This window comes from Salinibacillus xinjiangensis (assembly GCF_009649735.1).
Taxonomy (GTDB): Bacteria; Bacillota; Bacilli; order Bacillales; family Alkalibacillaceae; genus Salinibacillus; species Salinibacillus xinjiangensis.
Window position 1 is genome coordinate 289,968 of record NZ_WJNH01000001.1, and the last position, 24,247, is coordinate 314,214.

Below are 24,247 nucleotides of genomic sequence, written 5' to 3' on the forward strand. Positions count from 1 at the left end.
CCTACCTCTCAATAGACTCTTTTTCCCCAAGTCTTTCGAGGACATCATCATAATAAGGTAAGCCTTCATTATCCCCGTAAACTCCAACAACCATGGCTCCAATGGTATTGGCAAATTGCAGGATGCGTTTAGGCTCCCAGCCATTTAATAAGCCACAAATCACACCCGCATCAAATCCATCTCCTGCACCAACGGTATCGGCTACTGTTTCTACTTTTACAGCTGGGGCTTCAATGATCTTATCCTCAGACCACACGAGTGAACCATCCCCTCCAAGCTTGACGAACAAATGAGAAATTCCACATTCCTTTGCATTCTTGATTAGTTCATTTACATCTCTAGTACCAAACAGCACTTCGGCCTCATCTAACCCGGTAAGTAGGTAATCCACATAAGGCATCCAGTTTAGCAAAGTCTCACGCGCCTTTTCCTTACTCCAAAGCTTCAATCGAATATTTGGGTCCATGGAAACTTTCACCCCATGCTTGTGAGCTAAAGCAACAGCCTGGTCAATGACTCGAATGTTTTGCTCACTAATTGCTGGAAATACCCCAGTGATATGAAGCAGCTTTGCATTTTCAAAGTAAGATTCGTTTAAGGATTCTGGAAGTAATGTTTCGGTCGGTGATTTATCCCGGTAATAAAAGGTTTTTCCAGATCCATCTGCTTGGATTTCTTTAAAGTTAAGGGAGGTTGGATAACCTTCCACTAGCTTGACCTCAGATACGTCAATGCCTTCACCTCTTGCAAAGTTGTATATATATCGACCAAACTCATCCTTCCCTAAACGGCCAATCCATCCTGCATTAAGGCCAAGTCGAGAGCACCCAATTGCAACATTGAATTCAGCTCCCCCAACCTTTCTTTTAAAGGAATCTGAAAAACGAAGAGGACCGGTAGCACTTGGGTCAAATGTAATCATGGCATCTCCGATTGTGATGATATCGTTCATATTCGTGCACCTGCTTTCTCTGCTGATTTTCTAATAATTATAGAAGGATCAAAACGATAGATTTGAGGCTCATCATACTGTTCCGATTCAAACTTATGAAGAACTAACTCCACCGCCTTCTTCCCCATCTCAAAGGTTGGCTGTGCAATGGTTGTTAATGACGGGTAATGAACCTCAGCGAATGATACTTCATCAATTGTGACCAATCCGACGTCCCTTCCAATTTCCAAGTCGTGATCCGATGCATATTTCAAGAACTCCATTAAGGTTAAGTCGTTTCCAGAAACTATGGCCTGTGGAGGATTTTCAAGTTGAAAAAGCTCATCTATACCCTTCTTCAAAAACGGAGGATCCATTGATTTGATATATCCTTCACGAATTGGGAGATCAAACCTTTCCATCGCACTTTTATAGCCTTCAACACGCTCAACTCTTGGTACAACCGCCGTATCAATGGACGTTGTTAAGACAGCTATATTTTCATAACCATTGGTGAGCAAATGCTCCACCGCCAAATGAATAGCTTTTTCATTATCTAGCATGACGGCGTCTCCGTTTAAACCGTTTACATATCGGTCAACAAAAACGATAGGAAAGTTTGAGTCTATTAATCTTTTATAAAGCTCCCGATTCCCGCTAGTTGGAAAAACTATCAAGCCATCAACCTGTCTGGCTAATAAGGTTTCGATGTATTTTTTCTCCTTTTCTGGATCATCATCTGCATTACAAATAATAGTTGAAAAATCATTTTCATTTAATGTATCTTCAATCGAGCGTATCACCTGGGTAGAGAAGGAATGAAGAATGTTCGCCACAATTACCCCAATCGTTGCCGTGCTTTTCAGTTTTAAGCTTCTTGCAACATTGTTAGGTTGATAGTTTAGTTCTTCGATAGCATTTTCAATTCTTTCTCGAGTTTCTTCTCTCATGTACTCATATCTTTCATTTAAATATTGAGATACAGTACTCTTGGATACTTGTGCGTGCTTTGCTACGTCACTTATGGTCGTTTTTTTGATTTGCATGTTCCTTCATCCTTTACAAAACAGGTTTACTAAATCGGTTTACTAAATCGGTTTAATGAAACTATAACACAATGAAAACGCTTTTAAAATAGAAAATTTACATTTTTGCAAAAAACAAATTTTGGAATCCAGAGTTATAACACGTTTTATGATGAACACCTATTTCGCACAAAAAATGTCCTATCTCAATATAGAGACAGGACATTAAATATCTGATTAATCAACTACACTCGTATACTATTGTCCTTCATTGGACACGTCTTCTTTGATGAAATTTTGTGGTCGGGAAACCAATATAATTTTACCTGAAGTGAGGTATTTTTATTTTTTATACCACACTGAAAGCTTACCGGAACCCCTGGCATAGCCAGGGGTTCCAAATATATAAAGAATAAAAACAAGGGCCAACTCCCACATCTGGGGTTGGCCCTTGTTTACTCAAAAGTTCCCTTAACCATAACTTCCTTATCCTTAACCATATGGCGTCCCCTTGCAAAAACATGCTGAATATCAAAAGTTTGCTTGTCCAAAATTAACACATCGGCATCTGATGACTCTTGCAGACGACCTTTGTTTTTCAAATGTAAAACTTCCGCTGTGTTCGTTGTAACCAGTGGTAGTACTTCCTCTAAATCTAGTCCTTGTTCCTTCACAGCTGCTACCATTTGCTTGTATAGTGTCTGAGTACTGGCAACACCTAAACCAACCAAATTTCCATCTTCATCAAACTTAGGCAAACTACCATTTCCATCTGATGATAAGGTTAGGTGCTGCATGTCTCCTCCATTTTCCTTATAATATGTAATCCACTCGCCGGTTTTGCTATCTGCAGTCATATCTACATAAGCACCTTTCTTGGCTAGTGCAATAGCATCATCAAGCAAGCGTTGACTTCGGGTGATGTGAGTGGCATATAGTTGTGATGCTGGAATCTCGTATTCTTCTAATAGCTGATGCAAAAGAGACAAATATTCTTTCCCAGGTCCAGTGTGAAAATGGGTGATTCCTGCCTTTCCACTTAACAAACCACCAACTCGAGCTTCCCCTACTAGCTTGGCTAGCTCATGTAAGGATGGCTGCCCGGATCTGGAATCTGAAATAGCAATTTCTCCAGCTCCAATCACCTTATCTATTAAAATGACGTCATCTTTTACACTGGTAGTAATCGTAGGAGTAGGAACATCGTAATTCCCCGTATAAATAAAGGTCGTGACGCCCTCTTCCTCTAATCCTCTCGCTTTGGCCAGCAGGGAGGTCATATGGCGAGTCGTTCCATCTGTTCCTAAAAGACCCGCAACAGTAGTAATACCGGATTTGAGAAGATCACTTAACTGAATCTCCGGTGTTCGAGTGGCAAAGCCACCCTCTCCACCACCACCGATTAAATGAACATGTGGGTCAATTAATCCTGGTACTACGACACAACCGTCTGCATCCACTACGTTTACATCTACTCCCAGCTTCTCAACAACCTGAAGGTCAATATCCCCAATTTTGATGATTTTTTGATTCACTAGTAGGATGGATTGTTTCCCAATAGGATTTGGTGCGTATATTTCGCCATTTTGAATGAGTGTGAACATGGTTTGCCTCCAATGCTTTTGTTATTAAACAAACGTTTGTTTGAATTGAGATCGCTAACTAATCAATCACACGAGCAACATCTCTATTACAAGACTTACATTTCCCTTTCAAAACCAAATTCCCATCCTCAGAATCAACCTGATAATCCACAATCGTTGTCACAAAACAATTACCACAAAAAACATTTTCCTCTAGTTCTTTTCGTATATCGGCTGGTATGGAAAGCCATCTTTTTCTGGCTAATTCATCGATTGGCATGTTTTCACCTCAAGTTTCTTATTTTAGACTATTCTATATAAAATAGAGCACTATGTAAAACAAAGCTATTACAAGAGAGATACTCACTACTACTACTTAATAGAATGGCATGCAATCCAAACAAAAAGAGAATTGGTCACCCAATCCTCTTCAACTTGCACTATTAAGTATGATCTCTCAAATGATTCTTCTGTATCTTCCCAATCGATGTCCTTGGAAAGTCTTCCACAAATTGATAGATTTGCGGTACTTTAAAGTAAGATAATCGCTTCTCACAAAAGGATTTAATTTCTTCTTCCGTCAACGATTCTCCATCCAAAACCTTTATATAAGCCGCTACAGCTTCCTCGCGTAAATGATCTGGAACGGAAATGACCGCACAGTCTTCTACACTCGGATGAACACGGATAGTGTTTTCCACCTCAATAGATGAAATATTTTCTCCAGCTCGCTTAATCATATCCTTACTTCGATCAACAAACCAAATGTACCCATTATTCAAGTAGTAACCACTATCACCCGTGTAGAGCCATCCATCCTTTAAGGTTTCTTGAGTAGCCTCAGGATTTTTATAGTATCCTTTCATCAAGGAAGGAGATTTCACCACAATCTGTCCCACCTGATCTGGACCAAGTTCCTTTCCTTCCTCATCTACAATTTTCACTTCATGACCCAAGGCGGGCTTACCAATGGGGACAATGCCCGTTCTTTCATCTCGAATTCTTTTATCAAATAACGGGGTGACAATGTTGGTCGTAATCGATTCGGTCATGCCAAACCATTGATAGAGACGAACGCCAAAGCGGGCTTCAAACTCCTCCAGCTCATTATAGGTCACAAATAAACCATAACCTGCCCACTTAAGCGTGTGATCCTTTTCATTCGGATGAGGATCAGTTTGCAAAAGCATTTTAACCGTTGTTGCCACAAAGCTAGAAACTGTCGGTTGATAGCGCTGAACGTCATCCCAAAAGGTGGATGAGCTAAATCGCTTCTTCAACACGATAGAACACCCCACTACTAAGGAGGCCATTGACGTATAATATTGAGAATTTACATGAAATAACGGTAAAAAGATTAAATAACGATCAAATGGGGTTAACCATTGATTTCGTACTGATGTCTCCCCTGCAAAAAGATAATTTTCATGAGTAATTTCTACCCCCTTTGGTTTCGATGTAGTACCAGATGTGTACATCATCCCGCACACATCACTTGGTTGTACGTCCTCCTCACGATTCTCTGAGGAATACTTTTGCAAATAGATACCCCACTCCTCATCCAGCACTTCCTGAAATGCTAAATCTTTAGAATCCACAACCTCAGTAATTTCATTTGTAAATAAGGAATCCTCAGCTATAAACCCAACCGCATCAGAATGATCCACGAAATATTCAATTTCAAAGGCAGTAGATGCTGTATTAATGGGAACCATTACCGCTCCAATGGCACCACAACCAAACCATAAATCATAAAACTCTGGTCGATTGCTCAACAATACTGCTACCTTGTCCCCTTTTTCAACCCCTTTGGTTTTTAAGAAATCAGCTGTTTGATTCACGCGAGTTCGTAGTTCATCATAGGTAATCACTTGATCCTCATAATAAAGAAATACCTTTTTCGGATGTAATGTACTTTTTTCAATAATTAAGTCATAAACGTTTTTATTTCCTGTTATAAGCAAGATGGGTACCTCCTTAACTTAATTAAAATATCATCGGAATAAAAGTGACCCCGACAGCTCCAATGACAAATAAAATTACAAGTGAGACTAAGCAGTATCCCCAGATATCTTTTAACCCCAAACCAGACAAACCTAATGCTGGGAGTACAAAAAATGGCTGGAGAAGGTTGGTAACGACATCCCCGATAGAAACGGTATTAACAGCCACTGATGGTGAAATTCCCATCTGTTGGATAGCATTGATCATAATTGGACCCTGAATTTGCCACTGCCCCCCAGCTGATGGAACAAATATGTTTACAATAGATGCAGATAAAAAGCTTAGGAAAGGAAAGGTAAATTCATTTGAGATGGCTACAATGCTATTAGAGATGATGACGATTAAACCTGATCCAATCATCATTCCCATAATCCCCGCATAAAAAGGAAACTGCAATACAATTCCGCCTGCAGATGGCATTGCATTCGTAATGGATTTAACATAACTACGGGGTGAACCATGCAAAGCAAGTCCTAGAATAATAAAACCAAAGTTTAAAATATTAAGCTCTAAATTAAACCCATTTCTAGAAAAGTATATGAATAACCATATGAAACCTAAAACGACAATAATATAATTTAATATCTTGCTATTATCCAATCGATCTGCAATGGTTGGATCTTCCACAGGTATAGATGGATTCGTTTCTACACCAGCAGCAGTCTCATCATGCTTCATTTGATAAGGAACAACCTCATCAGATTTTGGCATCATTTTTATATAAGCAAAGATGACAGCTACTAAACCTACTAATGCAACAAATAGCATAATCGGACTAAAAATCGTTTCGGTTAAAGGGATTAGACCAATTTGTTCTTCTAAGGAGTGTCCTGGAGTATTAACTAGAAGTGGTGCAGTGAGTGTGATACTAATTGGTAAAATAGAGATGGTTGCTGTATATGCTGCAGCAATCAAAATTCGAAAGTCTGCTTTTTGAACGTTTTTGGCGACTTCAATCGCAAATAATGTACCTAAAACAAAGCCTAGTCCCCAGCTAAGGAAACCACCCACAGCTGCAACCAACATGGTGATAATAATGGCTGATTTTTGAGTTTTGGGAACCTTGGCCCCTTTTTGTACCCACTTCTGTACAATTGGAGCTTTAACAAGTGCATACCCCGTAATAATGATTAAAATCATTTGAGTGGTAAAAGCCAAAAAGTTCCAAAAACCGCTATACCAATGTTCAACCATTCCAAATAAACTTTCCCCGGTCATGGTTATACCCATAATCATAACAATTAAAGTCAATATAATAGCAAAAATAAAGGCATTTGGCAGAAATCTTTCTACCCCAACTTTAAAGCTCTGAGAGACTCTTCTTAGCATTGTCATCCTCCTAGATCATTTTTTAAGTGTGTTAGTTACTATTTCGCAATTCCTAAAGCGCTTACAAAATATGAAATATAATAAATAACTGACCTCCGTTACATATAGACCACCCCTGACGTATTTTTTTATGACTTTTTTTAATATACAGAATATTAACATATTTATTACCAGCCCACAATAGTAGATTACCTTATATCTAGTAAAACAACCCATCCCCTACCGAAACACCATTTGCTTAATTTTTCATTATTCTATATAGTGAAAATAGGAAAATGGTCTATCCTCGTTTAAAACACTCTAGTAATCATATCTATCTTTCCTATTGTGATGAATATAATCCTACATGGAAATCCCTTAAGAAATGAGGTTATCCAATGAACGAATTATCACTAGAAAAACAAGTCCCATATTACGAACAGTTTTACCACATGATTAAGAAAATGATCTTTGAAGGAAAATATCAGCCTGGGGAACGAATAAATGAAACACAACTGGCCAAAGAGTTTAATGTCAGTAAAAGTCCAATTCGAGAAGCAGTACGTATTCTTGAAAAAGAAGGTCTATTAGTAGTCAAAAAATCGAAGGTCGTGGTGTATGAGCCGACTTTAAAGGATGTAAAGGATATCTATTTTTGTCGGATGGCATTGGAATCCTTTGCAGCGAAAATTACAACACAAATGGCCAGTGATGAGGAACTGAAAGAAATTGAGGATTCTTTATTAAAAACGGAAAAAGCGATTCAAGCTAACGAAAACGCGAACACGATTATTACCCTCAATGAGCAGTTCCACAATTTGATTCTCAAGTTTACACATAACAACCGCCTTCAAAAGCAGGTTAATGATTTAAAAGGGTTAATCTACTTTTTTCGTATTCTTAATTTTAAGGGTGAAAATAGAGCCGCAGACATTTTAAAGCAGCATCGTAGTATCTTTGAATGTATGAAAAATAGAGATGCAGAACAAGCATCCGAGCAAATGATTAACCATTTAGAGCTTGATACCGAACACTTATTTGAAGTCCTTTCTTCTAGTAAAGATAAAAGCACGACGTAAACATAAATAAGTATTTTAGACAGAAAGCTGTGTCCTCCATAGGATTCAGCTTCTTTTTTTCTTTCTATTAAAAATTTCTCTTGATAATATTCAGAAACTTTTGTATAGTATGATTACAAATCATCATCAGTCGACTGACGACTAAAATACTATAAGGAGGCATACATAGTGAAACAATTAAAAATTGCATCCATCCCAGGAGACGGTATAGGAAAGGAAGTTGTACCCGCAGCCATCGATGTTTTGAAAGCGGTATCAGAGGTTCATGGAGGACTACAGTTTGAATTCACGGATTTTCCATACAGCTGTGAATATTACTTAGAGCATGGTGCCATGATGCCTGAGGATGGACTTGAGAGATTAAAAGATTTCGACTCTATCTTTTTAGGAGCAGTTGGGAATGAAAAACTAGTACCAGACCATGTTTCCCTGTGGGGATTGTTGATTAAGCTTCGTCGTGAGTTTGAACAGCAAATCAACATCCGCCCTGCTAAAGTACTTAATGGCATTCAATCACCACTCGTGAACCCGAAAGATTTTGACCTGATCGTGGTTCGTGAAAATAGTGAAGGTGAATACAGTGAAGTCGGCGGTCGCATTTTCCGTGAAGAAGATGAAATTGCCATTCAAAACAATATCTTCTCACGTAAAGGAACTGAACGGGCAATGCACTATGCCTTTGATTTAGCCTCAAAGCGCAATAAGCATGTGACAAGTGCGACAAAATCTAATGGAATCGTTCACTCTATGCCGTTTTGGGACGAGGTGTTCCAAGATGTGGCTAAGCAGTATCCGGAGATTGGAACGGATAAGCAGCACATTGATGCATTAACTGCCTTCTTTGTTACCCATCCAGATCGATTTGATGTCATCGTGGCCAGTAACCTATTTGGCGACATTTTAACTGATTTAGGTGCTGCGGTTATGGGAAGCATCGGAATCGCTCCAGCCGGGAACATCAATGTTAATGGGAAGTACCCATCCATGTTTGAACCGGTTCATGGATCAGCACCTGATATTATTGGAAAAGGTGTTGCAAATCCAATTGGCCAAATTTGGACAGCGAAGATGATGCTAGACCACCACGGAGAAGATGAAATCGGTAAAGTACTATTAGACGTTGTGGAAAGTACAACAGCTGATGGAATTATTACTCCAGATATCGGTGGAAAGCACTCCACACAAGAAGTTACAGATGAAATTATTAAACGTTTGAAAGCGAAAGCGTAATTACTAACTATAGATGAATCTATTCAACCTGGATAGATTCATCATTTCCCCACCATTGCAAACGCTTACCTACTAAACAAAAAGGAGTGTTAAAAAAATGAGTAATCTTCAAAACAACCCTACTGTAGAAGGCACGGACTTAAAGGCTAATAATAAGTTAAAAATTATGGGCATTGACGCCCCTATCTTTTTCGCTATTGTCGTTGTTTTACTTATTGGTATTTATATGGAAGCTCTACCTGTAAATCTAGCAAGTGGTCTCATCGTAGCTATGGTATTAGGGATACTCTTAATGTGGATTGGGGACCAAATTCCAGTCTTCAACACATTTGGTGGCGGCCCTATCCTATGTATCTTAATTCCAGCCCTATTTTTATATTGGGGAATTCTACCTGAAAGTGTTGGAACGTTGACAGATACATTTTACAACGAAATTGGATTTTCTGACTTTGCTGTAACTGGGATTATTGTCGGTAGTATTCTAAGTATGGACCGAAAACTGTTGATGAAAATTGGGGTTCGCTTCTTTGTTCCTCTTCTCGGTGCTGTGGTTTCCGCTCTTTTAATTGGCGGACTTGTTGGACAGCTAATTGGATTTGGCTTTGCTGAAACATTATTTTATGTCGTTGGGCCGATTATGGGCGGCGGTATGGCCGCTGGTGCAGTACCTATGTCTGAAATTTTCGCCTCTACTGCTGGTGGAGACGCCGGTGATGTTCTGGCTAAAATTGCTCCTGCCGTCATGGTTGGGAACATGATTTGTATTCTCGCTGCTGGTGCCCTTAACGGTTTAGGAAAACGAAAAAATCGTTCCAAAAACTTCTCCGGTGATGGAGAAATGCTACGCCGTAAAGATGGGGAGAAAAAGCTTGATTTAAGTTCAAAATCATCTGGTTTTCCATTTTCGATTAATAGTCTCATTATTGGGATCATCATTGCTACTACCGTTTTTGCATTCGGTAAAATTGTGGCAGAAATTTTCCCAACCTTCCACTCCTATGTGTACATTATTTTAGGAGCAGCCGCTTTAAAGATTTTCAATGTTTTACCGGAATATATTGAGAAGGCTGCAGAAGATTGGTACGACTTGATTACGAAGGCATGGGTTCCTGCAATCTTGGTAGCGATCAGTGCGGGTATGGTTGATTTCAAAAGTGTCATTCAAATCGTAACTGACCCAAGCTATATCACATTAGCAGTCATGACTGTTGTGATTGCTATATTTGCAGCTGGATTTTTGGGACTCTTAGTTGGATTCTATTTTGTCGAGTCCGCAGTCGGTGCTGGGCTTGGTATGGCCGACATGGGTGGTTCTGGTGATGTTGCCGTACTTAGTGCCGCCGACCGAATGGGCCTGATGCCATTCCTACAAATTTCATCACGTATTGGTGGAGCCATAATGCTAGTAATTCTATCTATTTTAGCTCCATTCTTGATGTAAAATCTAGTAGACTATAAATATAGGAAAATGAAGGAAAACATAGCGGATTCTCGTGATCTGTTGTGTTTTCCTATCGTTTTATAATGGCGACTACATATTTTGAATAGGAGTGTTAGGAATGAAGGTCCTCATTGCTATGGACTCATTTAAAGGAAGTATTTCATCGATAGAAGGAAGCAAAGCAATTTCCCAAGGTATACACGAGGTTTACCCAGCTGCGGAAACTGTAACCCTTCCCCTAGCTGATGGTGGTGAAGGAACAGTTGAGGCATTGGTTCACGCCACATCAGGTCAGTGGATTGAAAAATCAGTGACAGGTCCATTGGGTGAACCTGTTGAGGCTTTGTATGGAATTTCAGGTGACGGGAAAACCGCAATAATTGAAGTGGCTGCTGCGTGTGGACTCCCACTCATTCCACGAGATTCCCTTGATCCGTTAAAGGCCACGACCTATGGTGTAGGGGAATTGATTTTAGATGCAATAGATAAAGGCTGCCGGCATTTTATTGTTGGCCTAGGTGGTAGTGCGACAAACGATGCTGGGGTCGGGATGCTTCAAGAACTAGGATTCCGTTTTGAAAATAATCAAGGTGAAGAGGTTGGATATGGTGGAGGTGCCCTAGCGGATATCGAGCACATCAACACAGACAATATCCATCCTTCCGTTAAAGAATGTACCTTCCAGGTTGCCTGTGATGTGAAAAATTTCTTACATGGAACAGATGGTGCGGCTTATGTTTACGGACCGCAAAAGGGTGCGACAGATGAAATGGTTCGTGAATTGGATGAGGGGCTTAAGCATTTTGCTGAACGTGTTCGAGATCAGCTAGATATAGATATTCATTCCATCGAGGGTGCTGGAGCCGCTGGCGGGTTAGGCGCTGCTTTTTCAGGATTTTTAAATGGTCAGCTACAATCTGGTATTGAGCTTGTCCTCGAAGTTATTGATATGGAAAAACAGCTCCAGGATGTGGACTTCGTAATCACTGGTGAAGGTATGCTTGACGGACAAACATCGATGGGAAAAGCACCAATTGGCGTGGCTCAGATGGCTAAGAAACACGGCATTCCTGTCATCGCCCTTGCTGGAGCGGTAAACCAGGAACAATTTACTTTAAATGACCGGGGAATGACGTCCTGCTTTTCCATATTATCGGCACCAATGTCCTTAGACGACGCTATGAATTCAGTTATTGCATATAAAAATTTACAGTTTACAACCAATCAATTATTTCGATTAATCAAAGGTTCAGAAGCTTTTCATTCCAAATAGGTTGAGGAGGAAAGATAGATGAAAATTACAGATGTACAAGTGATTCGAGCAAATCGTTTTTTATATGTAAAAGTGTTTACCGATGAAGGATTAACAGGTCTCGGGGAATCAGGAGCATGGGGCTTTTTAGATGCTTCAGCTGAAGCTGTGAACACATTTAAATCCTATTTAATTGGTAAAGACCCACTACAAATTGAGCACCACTGGCAGTATATGTATCGCTCCTTCCATTTTAGAGGTGCTGCGATTATGGGGGCCATTAGTGCAATCGACATTGCGCTCTGGGACATTGCAGGTAAATGGTTTAACGTCCCGACATATATGCTGTTAGGTGGAAAAACGAGAGACAAAATTAGAACCTATTACCACGTGGCGGGTGAAACGACAGAAGAGCTTGTAGCCAATTGTGTAAAGGCGAAGGAACAGGGATTTAATGCGATTGGGCACCTCTCCCCTTTCCTAGATGAGCCAAGAAGTAAACCATATTTCCTCCCTTATGCTCGTATGATAAATGAAGCGGCTGATCGTGTTGGAATGATTCGAGATGCGGTTGGGAATGACATGGACTTGTGCTTGGAATTACACCGCCGGATGAAACCTGGTGAGGCTGTAGCTTTCGCCCAAGCTGTTGAGCAATATCATCCATTTTTCCTAGAAGATCCAACTACACCGGATAATTTTGATTCCATGGGATTGATTGCCGAAAAATCAACAGTACCGATTGCGACTGGTGAGCGAATTCACACTATCCAAGAATTCGAAATGCTAATGTCACGCAATGCTATGTCCTATGCTCGTACCAGCGTTTGTGTATGTGGCGGTATTACAGGAACGAAAAAAATTGCCGCCATCGCAGAAGCACATGGTGTTCAGGTTGTGCCCCACAATCCACTAAGTCCTGTCAGCACAGCCGCTTGTATGCAAATAGCCATTTCAACAGAAAATGTGGCCATTCAAGAGCTGCCTGATCATAGCACCGTATCAGCAACGGAAAGATATACAAGCTCCAATAAAGTGGATGAAGAGAGCTTTAAGCAAAGTGATATGGTCACATGGGTACCTACCGTGAAGGATGGATTTATTGAAGTAGAGGATCGTGTTGGCATTGGGATTGATTTAGTTGATGATGTGGAGGAAAGATTCCCTTATGAGCGTCGGGATGTGAATACAAGATTGCATGTGGATGGGTCTATTGTGGATCAGTGATTTTGTGTGGAAGAAGCCCTCTTGGATAAGGGGGCTTCTTTTTTTGTGCTGTTGGTGGTGGGTGATTTGAGGGTGCAAGGCGGGCGTGCGGGTTGCTGAAGTTTATCTATTTAAGGCTAAAGTTTAAGTATATTTTACTGAAGATGGTTGTTTTGGCTAAAGTTTCCTGTTTATTTGCTAAAGTAGAGATTTGGATTGCTATAGATTTCATTAAAATAACTAAAGATACTGGATTAAATGCTGAACCTAGGCTGACTGTACCTTAGCCGGGTCCCATGCTAAACAACCTCTCATTTTTGCTGAAGATATATTTATTTTTGCTGAAGACCCCCGATTATGCTAAAGATTATTATATGTTCGCTAAAGTTTAAAATCAGATTGCTGAACCATGCTACCCAATTGCGAAAGGTCATCCACCAAATGCAAAATCAAACCCCATCAAAAAAACAGCCACTCTCTCCAAAAGAGAATGGCTGCTTAAACTTACGTTGTAATCTTAGAGTCCTGGTAAAATTCCAGTGAATAAGCTCAAAATAAACACAACACCTAATGCAGTTAAACCTGCTACAAATCCACCGAGTGACCAAGCCTTGATTGTTTGAACGATGGTAAGTTTTCCAAAGCGGTTTACAACCCAGAAACCAGAGTCGTTTGGTAAAGAAAGACCGACGGCACCAGCACAAATTGCAAGTCCAAGTAGTACTGGAGATGTACCTAATTCGACTGCCATTGGCCCAAGGATACTTGATGTTGTAACAAGTGCTACAGTTGCTGAACCGAGTGATGCACGTAGGATTTGTGAAAAAATAAAGGCTAGCAACAGAACTGGGATACTCCAACTTTGCATAGTTGAGATTAAGTGATCACCAATTCCACTCTCATTAATGACCGCACCAAATGCACCACCAGCACCCGTAATCAAGATAATCATTCCGGCTGAATTAATCGCCTCTGTGTAGATGTTATCTTTTGTTTGAGAAAGATAAGGTCTTAATACAATTAAAGCAATGACTACACTAATAAATAGGGCAACGTTTTTATCCCCGATAAAGCCTAATACAGTCGCTGCACCTGTACCTGGGAACAAGAGGTCAGATATTGTATTGGAAAGAATTAAAACAATTGGCAAAGCTAGTAATCCAAGCGATAAACCAGTACTAATTTCTTTCTTCGGTGTAACCTCTTCAACTGTTGCAGACGTTTCAGAAACTAGTGCATCTTCATCCACTTCACCAGAGTGCTTCACACGCTTTCCAATAAACATTCCGTAGAAATATCCACCTACTAATGTGGCAGGAATGGCACAAAGTAAACCATAAATAATAAATAGTCCTAAGTCAGACCCCGTGTTCTCAGCTACAATTAAAGGACCTGGCGTTGGTGCAATCATACTATGGGAAACAATTAAACCAACACCTAAAGCGGTTACAAATGAAACAATTGAAATGCCTGTTTTCTTAGATAAGCTTTTAATAAGTCCACTTAAAATAACGAACGCTGCATCAAAATATACAGAAATCGAAACTGCTGTACCGGTGATGGCTAGTCCAGCGGGTGATTTTTTCACTCCAAATAGCTTTAATACAGCTTGTGCAATTTTTCCAATCGCTCCGGAAGCGGCCAAGAACTGACCAAAAATGACACCAAGACCAATTAAAATCCCGACACCTGTTAAGGTACTACCAAATCCTGATGCGGCTATACCCGGAACTTCACTGATTGGTAAGCCAATAACAATCCCTGTACCTAGCGCAACCCCGATGAGCGCTAGGAATGGTTCTAATTTCACTTTTAATATGAGGAAAAATAAAGCTGCAAGTGAAAGCAAAAATACGATTATAAGTGCATTACCTGTCATCATAAGAACTTTCTCCTTTGTCTAGTTAGTATGGTTTATTTTTTATTTATCTTCAAGCAAGACAACGACATCTTTTAACGTGTCAACGGCTCCTACATTGCCTGGGAAGATGACGTATGGAATGTGTGGGAATGTACTTTCATTTCCGGTTTTCCATACAGGAATTCCTGGTGCAATTTGGCCAGCAACGGTTGCTCGTTTCACCCGTAATCCATTGGTGCCAACATCACTAGACGTGATTCCCCCTTTGGCAATAAGATAATTGGGGCGAACTTGAAAATCTCGGACGATACTCGTGACCGCGTCTGAAATTTCAACGGATAACTTTAATTCTTCTTCCTTTTTGTTTTCTCCGAGATCCAAACGCTCTCGTTTTGTATAAATGACGGTTGTCACACCACTCGCCACTTGCTCCTCAGCCTCCGCTTTAACTCGGGCCACTTCTTGTTGGAAAGCTTCCTTGTCTAACACAAGGTGAACATCAAGTTCAATAAAGTTTAGATTAGATAACGTTTTCAGTGCTTCTAGCTGCTGAGTCGTTTTTTGCACGTGTGATCCGACAACGACTAGTCCACCGTTTTGCAGATTTTCTTCTATCAATTCATCTCTAGTCAGTAATGGTCGTGATGAAATGTTTCCTATCACCTTTGTAAATGCTGCAGCTGTTCGGAATAAAAAGTTTTTGCCTTGGTTCATTGCTTTAATAAGACCTATGGAAAAAACTCGAACGTCCGCTTCTTCAATAGCATTGACGACAACCTTTCCAAAATCTGAAGTTTCAAGTAACTGCTGTTCAATCGTATCAATATCTAAATCTCGTATGGTTTCTAGAGAAATATAAGTTACATCCTCTTTAGCAAATTGACCTTTTGTTTTCTCTTCTACCCATTCTCCTAGATGACTAGATTGATAGCCAAAGGTACGATCCTTCGCAAATTCTGTTTCACCGGCTGGCACGAGGTTGTCCCCATCCTGAACATAGTGGGTGTTATCGATTGTAAGACGGCCACCCTCCTTGAAAAATGGTAGAATCACTTCCCCATCGATACGCTGATCACTAGCTTCTTTTAAAACCTCTGTTTCTAATGGATAGTGCCCACGTAATGTAGAATCCCCTCGGCTAATAATCAAGTAAGGCTGGTCATGCTTTTGAGCAACTCGAGCCACACGCTCCGCAATATCCCGATGAACCTGCTCGGTTTCGCTTGCTGTAAACGCTCTCGAATTCGTTAAAATAAAGAATATTGGCGAATCCTCCTGGAAGCCTCGTTCAATCGTTTCTTCAGACCAATCGGTATAAACAGAAACTCCATGAACCGTTTGAACCCCAGTTGGATCGTCATCTAATACGACCATTTTATGTTGAAATGTGGGATAGACTTCCTCCCATAGCTTCTGAACGGCCGCTTCATCTACCGGCTTGAGCTTATCGTATACATTAGTGAACGTTTTGTAGTTCGTCATGATTTTCCACCCTCTTCACTTCTGTTTTCGCAAGCTTCTCAAAGTACTGAACCAATCCTCCGTGGTCATCGGCTTCTTTTCCGTCTGCTTTTAAAGTTTGGAACATTTCTAGAACCTGACTGGATAGCGGTAAAGGCACATTCATTTGATGTCCTGTTTCCATCACATTCATAAGGTCCTTCGCATTGATGTCGATACGTCCACCAGCTACAAAATTACGTTCTAAAATGAGTGGAACCTTTGCGTCTAGAACAGCACTTCCTGCTAAACCACCTTTTATCGCCTCATACATTTTACCGACATCGATACCTGCTTTTTGAGCTAAAACTAACGCCTCTGACATAGCAGCAATGTTCACGTTTACAATAATTTGGTTCGCTAGCTTAGCCGTTGTCCCACAGCCATGATCTCCAACTAATGTGATATCCTGTCCCATACACGCAAGGGACGGCTTCACTTTTTCAAAAATATCTGGTTTACCTCCAACCATAATCGCAAGGGTTCCATCAATTGCTTTTGGCTCTCCCCCACTAACCGGTGCATCTAGCATGTGCATGCCTTTTTCTACTAAACGGTCCGCAATTTCCTTGGAAGCAACTGGTGTAATAGAGCTCATATCTACTACAATCGCACCTTCCTTCGCTCCATGGATGACACCGTTTTCATCCAATACAACGCTTTTTACATGGTTTGAGTTAGGTAGCATTGTGAAGATGACATCGCTTTCCTTTGCTACATCCTTAGGTGAATCTGCACCCTGTGCTCCTGCCTGAACCAACTGTTGAACAGCTTCTTTATTGATATCAAACACAGTTACTTGATAACCATTTGTTAAAAGGTTCTTCGTCATCGGTCTCCCCATTATTCCTAATCCAATAAAACCGAGTTTCATGTTGTCAGCTCCCTTTTTTACAACGCTTTCATTTTTCTATGAATTCATTGTACACAAAAAGTTCAATTTTGTATACAATAAATTTAAAATTGTATACATTTTATGATTTGTTCTTTAAATAAAAGCGATTTAAAACTATACTTAAGGTAGGATAGACCAAGGAGAAAGGAAGGATAGACAGTTCAGAACCGTCATTTGTACTGTCGACTACTGTGAGTCAATCAGCCTATTTAACTGCTTATGAAGCCATAAGAGATCAAATATTAAATGGAGAAATTCCACGAGGACAAAAATTAACCGAAGATAAGCTCGCATCCGAGTTAGGTGTTAGTCGAACGCCGGTGCGAGAAGCGATACGTAAACTAGAGGAAGAAGGATTGATTAAGAAAAAAAAGGTCGTCAACCCATCAGAAACCGACCTACGAAATATTTTTCATGTTCGTTCTCTGTTAGAAGGAGACGCGGCCCGCAGTGCAGCTGAATATTTAAGTGAGGAAAAGTTAATAAGATTAAAAGAGTGCGTTAAAATTGGTCGGAATGGTACCGTTGATGAAATTATGGCGGCCAACAAAGATTTCCATGAAATTATCGTCCAGTCCAGCAACAATCCGTTCATGGCTGATGTCATTGAACGTATGAATTCGATTATTTACTTATTTAGAAAAACAGTGGTTTACCATAATCGGCCGTTTCTCATCGATGAGCATGAGAAGATTTATGATGCGATTCTTAAGCACCAACCAGATCAAGCTGAGGAGTTGATGAAGAAGCATTTGCGGGCGGATTTGGAATTTTGTTTGAGGTTTATTCGGGTGGAGTAGGTCGTGCCTGTTATATTCATCCTAGCAGATATCCTTTTAAAACATAGAAAGCACCCTCTTATTACTAATAAGAGGGTGCTTTCTATGTTAGCATTACTCAAAAAAATGCTCTGTGATAGAAACCGTATACTTTGCGAACTCCTAACAACCACAAGATTTCCTTGTAATCAGTGTTGGTGGTAGTTCAATATTCTTTTCATAGTTAGGGTTATTGATTTTGTTCAGTAAAACATCAAATGCTGTTTTTCCTATTGTCTCAGGCGGTAAGACGATATTTGTTACAGGTGGTTCAATAATTGGAGCTGAAGCAAAATCCCCAAAACCAATGATGGCTATATCCTCAGGAATTTTAATATTCAATTCTCTTAACATAGAGATAGAACCAATCGTCATGAGATCATTTTGTATAAAAAGCGCCGTTATATCCGACTCCCTCTTTATTAAGGACTGAATGGCGTTTATCCCACCATTTACTGTCGCATACCCCGCTTCTAAATAACTTTCATTAAACGGAATATTTGCTTCTTTCAACGCATCTTTATAACCTCGAATTCGGTCATCTGTAGTGGTAACATGTCGTACTGCATAAATAAAACCAATTTTTTGGTGACCATGTTGTAGCAAGTGTTTTGTTGCATCATAACCAGTTTGATAATTGTCCCCTGTTACACGTGGAATGCTCTTCATATTGTAGTCCTGACGATTAACTAGCACCATTGGAAAACCATTATGGACAAAACGCTCAAGATAACCAATGTCTGTTGAAGTCGGGGATAGAATAATACCATCTACCATTTTAGAATATAGAAGGTTTATTGTTTCTTCTTCATATTTCTTATCCTCATTAGTATTAACCAAAAATAGATTATAACCTGCATCACGCGCTCTAGCTTCTACCCCATTAATCATTTCCGTTACAAAGGAATCAGGAAAACTTGAAACGACTAAACCCGCTGTTTTTGTTTTCATTTGCCGTAAATTTTTAGCAGTAGAATTAGGAATATAATTATATTTCTCTATGATTTGCATAATACTATTATATTTTTCTTCACTAATTTTTTTGGTTCCATTAATCACATGTGAAACAGTTGCAACTGAAACCTTTGCTTCTGTAGCTATATCTTTCATCGTTACCTTCATATTTACACCTCATTAAGTTAATCCTTTAACCAAAATGTGTATTTGTCATATATTTTAAACTATTTCTATAAAGTAAACAATTCCTTTTAAAAGAAGGATTGTTACAACGAACAGTTTTTAAATTTCTGAAAATTTATTGACAAAAAAACGCTTACATAATACTATATACTCATACATCGGTTAAACGATTAACCTAAAGGAGGCATATAATATTGAGCACTCAAACTTTAGAAAAATCAGAAGCTGTAAATCTTATAAGGGAAAAGGCCAAGATGTCTCGACTGGAGACGATCCGGCTTATATCTTATGCAAAAAGTGGACATTACGGATCCTCTTTTTCATGCTCAGAAATATTCGCAACACTTTATTATTATCAATTAAATTATGATTCTAAAAACCCTAAATGGGCTGAACGAGATCGATTTGTCATGGGTAAAGGTCACTCAGCAGTGGGTGTATATCCAATCCTAGCTGATGTTGGCTTTTTCCCAAAAGAGGAATTAGACACCTATACTAGCTTAGGAAGTCCTTTTGGAGACCATCCCGACATGAATAAAATCAAAGGGATAGATTTTAGTTCAGGGTCAATCGGGCATGGCCTTTCTGTAGGAGTCGGAATGTCACTAGGTGCTCGTGTTGATGGATTAAAATATCGAACCTATATCCTAATGGGTGATGGTGAATTACAAGAAGGCCAGGTTTGGGAAGCTGCCATGAGTGCAGGTAATTTTAAGCTTGGAAACCTAGTCGCTATTGTCGATAACAATAAGGTAACCGTGGATGGTGTAACAAAAGAATTAATGAATGTTAATCCAATCAAGGAAAAGTGGGAAAGCTTCGGTTGGAATGTAGTCGAAGTTGATGGCCATGATGTAGAGGCCCTGATTGATACCTTCGACAACCTTCCTAACGTCGATTCTAAAACACCGACTGTTATAATTTGTGACACAGTAGCTGGCAAAGGGGTTTCTTTTATGGAGCACGGTTTTGAATGGCATGTGGCTAACCTCGGTGAAGATGATATAAAAAGAGCAATTGCTGAAATTGAAGGAGGTAAATAAAGTGACAACACAAACCTTTCATAAAGATACATGGGAGCTATTTAAAAGTCTAGAATTATCGAAACAACTAACAACTGGTGAAACACTAGCAAAACTAGGTCATGAACATCCTGAGATTGTTGCTCTTTGCGCAGACTTAGGGTATCCAACTAGATTAGCAGACTTTGGAGAAAAGTTCCCAGATCGCTTCTTCGACTTCGGTCTAGCTGAAAAAAACATGGTAACAGCCGCAGCTGGTTTGGCTAGTACCGGTAAAAAAGCATATGTTTCTACGTACGCTTCCTTTTTAGGTGTGTTATGTGCTGAGCAAATTCGTACTGCTGTAGCTTATCCAAACCTTAATGTACGTTTGATTGGAACACATACTGGTATTGCCATGGGCTTTTATGGAACTTCTCACCATGCAACAGAAGATATTGCGATTACACGCTCCATGGCGAATATGACAGTTATATCGCCTGCAGACGGAGTGGCTTTATCAGAAATGATTGAAGAATCAGTTAAGACATATGAAGGCCCGATATATTTTCGTGTTAGTCGTGGACGTGAAACACCTATTTATGAAAATAACTCCTCCAATATTCAGAACAAGATTGGAAAAGCAAACGTGGTAAGAGAAGGATCTGACATAACCATTATCGCTTGTGGAATTGAAGTAAAACAAGCACTCGAAGCAGCTGAATTATTAGAGAGAGAAAATATTTCTACTAGAGTCATAGATATGCACACCATTAAGCCTATCGATCAAGAAATTATTTTTAATTCTGCCAAGAATACTGGGGCCATATTAACTGTTGAAGAGCACAACGTTCAAGGCGGACTTGGAAGTGCTGTTGCAGAGGTTTTAATGGAATCCGGAAACTTCTGTAAATTTAAAAGGCATGGGATATACGATGAATATTCTATTATAGGGAAGCCCTATTATTTATACCACCATTATAAATTAGATGGAGAAGGAATTGCAGATGAAGCAAAAACTCTTTTAAATCAGTCATAAGGATGTGTCTTAATGAAAGCAGCACTGTTTGATCAAATAAACAGTATGAAGATTATTAATAAAGAAAATCCAGAAATAAATGATAATGACGTGTTAATTAAAATTATAACAACTGGAATATGTGGTTCCGAAATACATGCCTATAATGGGGCTCATCCATTCCGCAAGCCCCCTTCTATTTTGGGGCATGAACTGGTTGGAAAGATTGAAGAAGTTGGTGAAAACGTTCAAGGATTTCACCCTGGAGATTATGTAACAGTAGAACCTCATTATGGATGTAAGCAATGTGTCCATTGCCAGAACGGTGACTACCATTTATGCGACAATAAAACTGTTTTAGGTACAGAAAAATGGGAAGGAGCATTTGCAGAATACTTAACTGCACCTGCTTCAACTGTCTATAAAATTCCTGGGGATATTCCCTATCACGTTGGAGTTTTAACCGAACCCTTGGCTGTAGGGGTTCATGCTGTTAAGCTAGGTCAAATTAAAAAGGGCGATAAGATTGCCGTCCTAGGTGCTGGGCCCATTGGTTTATTAGTGGCTGTTGCAGCAAAACATGCAGGTGCAGAAGTCATTTGCATTACAGATGCAATAGATCATAATTTAGAAACTAGTAAACAACTAGGAGCCACAGACACTCTAAACGTAAAAGAAGTATCTATTGTTGACTACATCGATGAAACCTATGGTAAAGTTGATCAAGTATATGTAACAGTGGGGCTTCAATCCACTATGAATGACGCCCTACAAATTGTTAAGAAAAAAGGGAAAATCATTTCAATAGCAATTTTTGAAGAAGATATAAAAGTAGATTTTAATCATGTATTCATCTCTGAGATTCAAATACTAGGCTCATCTATGTATGTCAAAGAGGATTTTGAACAAGCAATTGACATTATCTCTGAAAGGGGTGATCAGTTAGAAATACTTACAAAACACACCTTTCCATTACAAGATATTGAATTAGCCATGGATGCAGCAGCAACGAAAAAAGATGGAGCCATTAAAGTTTTAGTAGACCTTTAATATATTTTTTAGATACTCCAACAGGAATTTTCTTACACACTCATAAAACATCCGCTATAACACAATTGGAGTATCTAAATGTTTTCTATTATAATTGTTCAGAATTTTCTTTAAATGTAAACGGTGATGTATAAAACAAATTTAAATTATAAAATCAAGGAGGTTAACAATTTGATTACTGGAAACTTACTCATCTTAATATTTATAGCTTCGTTATTAAGTCTTTTTTTCTTAATTTTATTTTTAAAATGGGACGCCTTTATAGCCCTTCTAGTCGTAGCGACATTAACTGGTATTGTAGTTGGTATACCTATAGTAGATGTTCCAGTTATTATAGCCGATGGTTTTGGTAGTACATTGGCAGGAGTGGGTATACTTATTGGTCTTGGGATTGTCCTTGGAAAACTAATGGAATTTTCAGGGGCCATTCAAAAAATAGCATCTACTTTATTAAACATTTCAGGTCCAAAAAAGTCTAGACATGCTGTGGCGAGTACAGGCCTAGTTGTAGGGATACCTCTATTCTTTGATGCAGCTTTTGTTATTTTGAATAACTTAGTAAGAAGTTTATCAGCTAAAGCAAAAATTCCTTATGTATCTTTAGTACTTCCACTTGCATTAGGATTAATTGTAGCTTACTGCATAGTAATTCCAACCCCTGCTCCACTTGCAGTGGCGGATAACCTGAGTCTTGATCTTGGATTGTTTTTTATTTACGGACTTATTGTAGCCTTAGGAGCCATTTACGTTGGTGGTATTGTATATGGTAAATTTGTTGGTCGAAATGCCAAACCATTAATTGAAAACGCTATCAATAATCTAGCAAGTGAACAAGAAAGTCAACATGAGATATCTGCTAGTACTGAAAGCAGAAAGGAAATATCTGCTGGACTAGCTTTCTTCGTTATCTTATTACCTATTGCGTTAATTTTACTTAACACAATTTTCGGCTTAGTAATGCCAGAAACAGCCGCTGCAGCATTTTTCGGTTTTGTTGGTGAGAAAAATATGGCATTACTTATCAGTGTTATTGTGGCAGCATATTTATTAAAGCCATACATGAAAAAAGACATTGGTGAGGCTTACACCGAATCCTTTAAATCTGCCGGATTAATTATCCTGATCACAGGTGCTGGTGGTGGTTTTGGTAGTATAGTTAATGAAACGGGGATTGGTGACTATCTTGTTAGTACAATGCAAAACTGGAATATGCCAATTATCCTACTAGCATTCTTATTCGCACAGATGTTGAGGGTAGCGTTAGGTTCATCAACTGTGTCACTCATTACCACATCCTCTATTTTAGGGCCAATGGCGTTAAGCTTAGGCGTCTCCCCTATTCTATTAGGGCTAGCCATTTGTGCAGGTGGTATCGGACTTTCTATGCCAAATGACTCTGGGTTCTGGGTAGTAAGTAAGTTTGCAGGGCTCTCCGTAGTTGACACGTTAAAAACTTGGTCATTTGGTGGGTTTATAGCCGGTGTTACAGGGCTTGTAATTGTGTATATCTTAAGTTTAGGATCTGGATTTTTGCCAGGGATTTAAGAATAGGACAAGACATTTCAACTTATAGCAACAATCCCTTCTCCAACAAAAGAGAAGGGATTTTTAATACTTATAAATTAGTATGTTAATGTAGTAATTTATCTCTCTTCATTAAGATAAACTCCAGGCTTTCAGTTACCTATTCACATAATGCATGGCACCTTCTTAATATACAGTTGCTACAACTGGGTTTTCTTCCTCAGCCATCTAGTTCTGGTACTACTTTAGCTTCAAGCACTCGTACCAAAATGCACACCTCTTAGTAAAGAGGGGGGAATCATGTTAGGTTGACGTTTTGCCATACAATCATCCCACGCTTTGATAATATAACTACTATGCTTATTCAAACATTCGAAAGTA

General features: G+C 39.3%; 19 protein-coding genes and 1 pseudogene. 10 read left to right on the forward strand and 10 right to left on the reverse strand.

The window, feature by feature from the left end; genetic code table 11:
• Position 1: 1 nt before the first annotated feature.
• The 6 genes from GH754_RS01320 to GH754_RS01345 form a co-directional block, all read right to left on the reverse strand.
• The gene (locus tag GH754_RS01320) at positions 2 to 952 is read right to left on the reverse strand and encodes a sugar kinase (RefSeq protein WP_153726929.1); all 951 of its coding nucleotides are present in this window, start codon (positions 950 to 952) and stop codon (positions 2 to 4) included.
• Complete coding sequence (locus tag GH754_RS01325; RefSeq protein ID WP_323741820.1) at positions 949 to 1,971, reverse strand: LacI family DNA-binding transcriptional regulator; 1,023 nt, start codon at positions 1,969 to 1,971, stop codon at positions 949 to 951. The genes GH754_RS01320 and GH754_RS01325 overlap by 4 nt, the downstream gene beginning before the upstream one ends.
• Before the next feature lie 440 nt (positions 1,972 to 2,411).
• A complete protein-coding gene (iadA, locus tag GH754_RS01330) occupies positions 2,412 to 3,560 on the reverse strand; it encodes a beta-aspartyl-peptidase (protein ID WP_153726931.1) in 1,149 nt (382 codons plus the stop codon).
• Between the two features lie 58 nt (positions 3,561 to 3,618).
• A complete protein-coding gene (locus GH754_RS01335; RefSeq protein ID WP_153726932.1) occupies positions 3,619 to 3,819 on the reverse strand; it encodes a hypothetical protein in 201 nt (66 codons plus the stop codon).
• 163 nt (positions 3,820 to 3,982) lie between these two features.
• Positions 3,983 to 5,503 carry a class I adenylate-forming enzyme family protein gene (locus GH754_RS01340; RefSeq protein WP_153726933.1) on the reverse strand — a complete coding sequence of 507 codons (1,521 nt, stop codon included), beginning with the start codon at positions 5,501 to 5,503 and terminating at the stop codon, positions 3,983 to 3,985.
• Positions 5,504 to 5,525: 22 nt separating this feature from the next.
• Positions 5,526 to 6,872, reverse strand: a complete 1,347-nt coding sequence (locus GH754_RS01345; protein WP_153726934.1) for a short-chain fatty acid transporter — start codon at positions 6,870 to 6,872, stop codon at positions 5,526 to 5,528.
• Positions 6,873 to 7,249: 377 nt separating this feature from the next.
• On the opposite strand from GH754_RS01345, the gene GH754_RS01350 reads away from it, so the two are divergent.
• From GH754_RS01350 to GH754_RS01370, 5 genes are all read left to right on the forward strand, one after another.
• Complete coding sequence (locus GH754_RS01350; protein ID WP_153726935.1) at positions 7,250 to 7,930, forward strand: GntR family transcriptional regulator; 681 nt, start codon at positions 7,250 to 7,252, stop codon at positions 7,928 to 7,930.
• A 168-nt stretch (positions 7,931 to 8,098) separates the two neighbouring features.
• On the forward strand, positions 8,099 to 9,160 hold the full coding sequence (locus GH754_RS01355) for a tartrate dehydrogenase (protein WP_323741794.1): 1,062 nt from the start codon (positions 8,099 to 8,101) through the stop codon (positions 9,158 to 9,160).
• 97 nt (positions 9,161 to 9,257) lie between these two features.
• The gene (locus tag GH754_RS01360; protein WP_153726936.1) at positions 9,258 to 10,601 is read left to right on the forward strand and encodes a 2-hydroxycarboxylate transporter family protein; all 1,344 of its coding nucleotides are present in this window, start codon (positions 9,258 to 9,260) and stop codon (positions 10,599 to 10,601) included.
• 118 nt (positions 10,602 to 10,719) lie between these two features.
• Complete coding sequence (locus tag GH754_RS01365) at positions 10,720 to 11,874, forward strand: glycerate kinase (protein WP_153726937.1); 1,155 nt, start codon at positions 10,720 to 10,722, stop codon at positions 11,872 to 11,874.
• 18 nt (positions 11,875 to 11,892) lie between these two features.
• On the forward strand, positions 11,893 to 13,080 hold the full coding sequence (locus GH754_RS01370) for a mandelate racemase/muconate lactonizing enzyme family protein (RefSeq protein WP_153726938.1): 1,188 nt from the start codon (positions 11,893 to 11,895) through the stop codon (positions 13,078 to 13,080).
• Between the two features lie 496 nt (positions 13,081 to 13,576).
• On the opposite strand, the gene GH754_RS01375 is transcribed toward GH754_RS01370, so the two are convergent.
• From GH754_RS01375 to garR, 3 genes and pseudogenes are all read right to left on the reverse strand, one after another.
• Positions 13,577 to 14,941: a GntP family permease gene (locus tag GH754_RS01375; RefSeq protein WP_153726939.1), complete on the reverse strand. Its 1,365-nt coding sequence runs from the start codon at positions 14,939 to 14,941 to the stop codon at positions 13,577 to 13,579.
• 39 nt (positions 14,942 to 14,980) lie between these two features.
• Positions 14,981 to 16,402, reverse strand: a complete 1,422-nt coding sequence (locus GH754_RS01380; protein ID WP_153726940.1) for a four-carbon acid sugar kinase family protein — start codon at positions 16,400 to 16,402, stop codon at positions 14,981 to 14,983.
• Positions 16,377 to 17,300 (reverse strand): annotated as a pseudogene (garR, locus tag GH754_RS01385) (2-hydroxy-3-oxopropionate reductase); the annotation flags it as partial. The pseudogene garR and the gene GH754_RS01380, both read right to left, overlap by 26 nt.
• 206 nt (positions 17,301 to 17,506) lie before the next feature.
• Here garR and GH754_RS01390 point away from each other — a divergent pair.
• The gene (locus GH754_RS01390) at positions 17,507 to 18,115 is read left to right on the forward strand and encodes a GntR family transcriptional regulator (protein WP_323741795.1); all 609 of its coding nucleotides are present in this window, start codon (positions 17,507 to 17,509) and stop codon (positions 18,113 to 18,115) included.
• 141 nt (positions 18,116 to 18,256) lie between these two features.
• Here the strand turns inward: GH754_RS01390 and GH754_RS01395 are convergent, their stop codons facing one another.
• Positions 18,257 to 19,255: a LacI family DNA-binding transcriptional regulator gene (locus GH754_RS01395; RefSeq protein WP_153726943.1), complete on the reverse strand. Its 999-nt coding sequence runs from the start codon at positions 19,253 to 19,255 to the stop codon at positions 18,257 to 18,259.
• Between the two features lie 212 nt (positions 19,256 to 19,467).
• On the opposite strand from GH754_RS01395, the gene GH754_RS01400 reads away from it, so the two are divergent.
• The 4 genes from GH754_RS01400 (at position 19,468) to GH754_RS01415 (ending at position 23,887) form a co-directional block, all read left to right on the forward strand.
• Positions 19,468 to 20,316 (forward strand): transketolase, encoded by an 849-nt coding sequence (locus GH754_RS01400; RefSeq protein ID WP_228550091.1) that lies wholly within the window; start codon positions 19,468 to 19,470, stop codon positions 20,314 to 20,316.
• A gap of 1 nt (position 20,317) precedes the next feature.
• Positions 20,318 to 21,313 carry a transketolase family protein gene (locus GH754_RS01405; protein WP_323741796.1) on the forward strand — a complete coding sequence of 332 codons (996 nt, stop codon included), beginning with the start codon at positions 20,318 to 20,320 and terminating at the stop codon, positions 21,311 to 21,313.
• A gap of 12 nt (positions 21,314 to 21,325) precedes the next feature.
• Positions 21,326 to 22,342 carry a zinc-dependent alcohol dehydrogenase gene (locus GH754_RS01410; RefSeq protein ID WP_153726945.1) on the forward strand — a complete coding sequence of 339 codons (1,017 nt, stop codon included), beginning with the start codon at positions 21,326 to 21,328 and terminating at the stop codon, positions 22,340 to 22,342.
• Between the two features lie 171 nt (positions 22,343 to 22,513).
• Positions 22,514 to 23,887, forward strand: a complete 1,374-nt coding sequence (locus tag GH754_RS01415; RefSeq protein WP_153726946.1) for a GntP family permease — start codon at positions 22,514 to 22,516, stop codon at positions 23,885 to 23,887.
• The last annotated feature ends 360 nt before the right edge of the window (positions 23,888 to 24,247 follow it).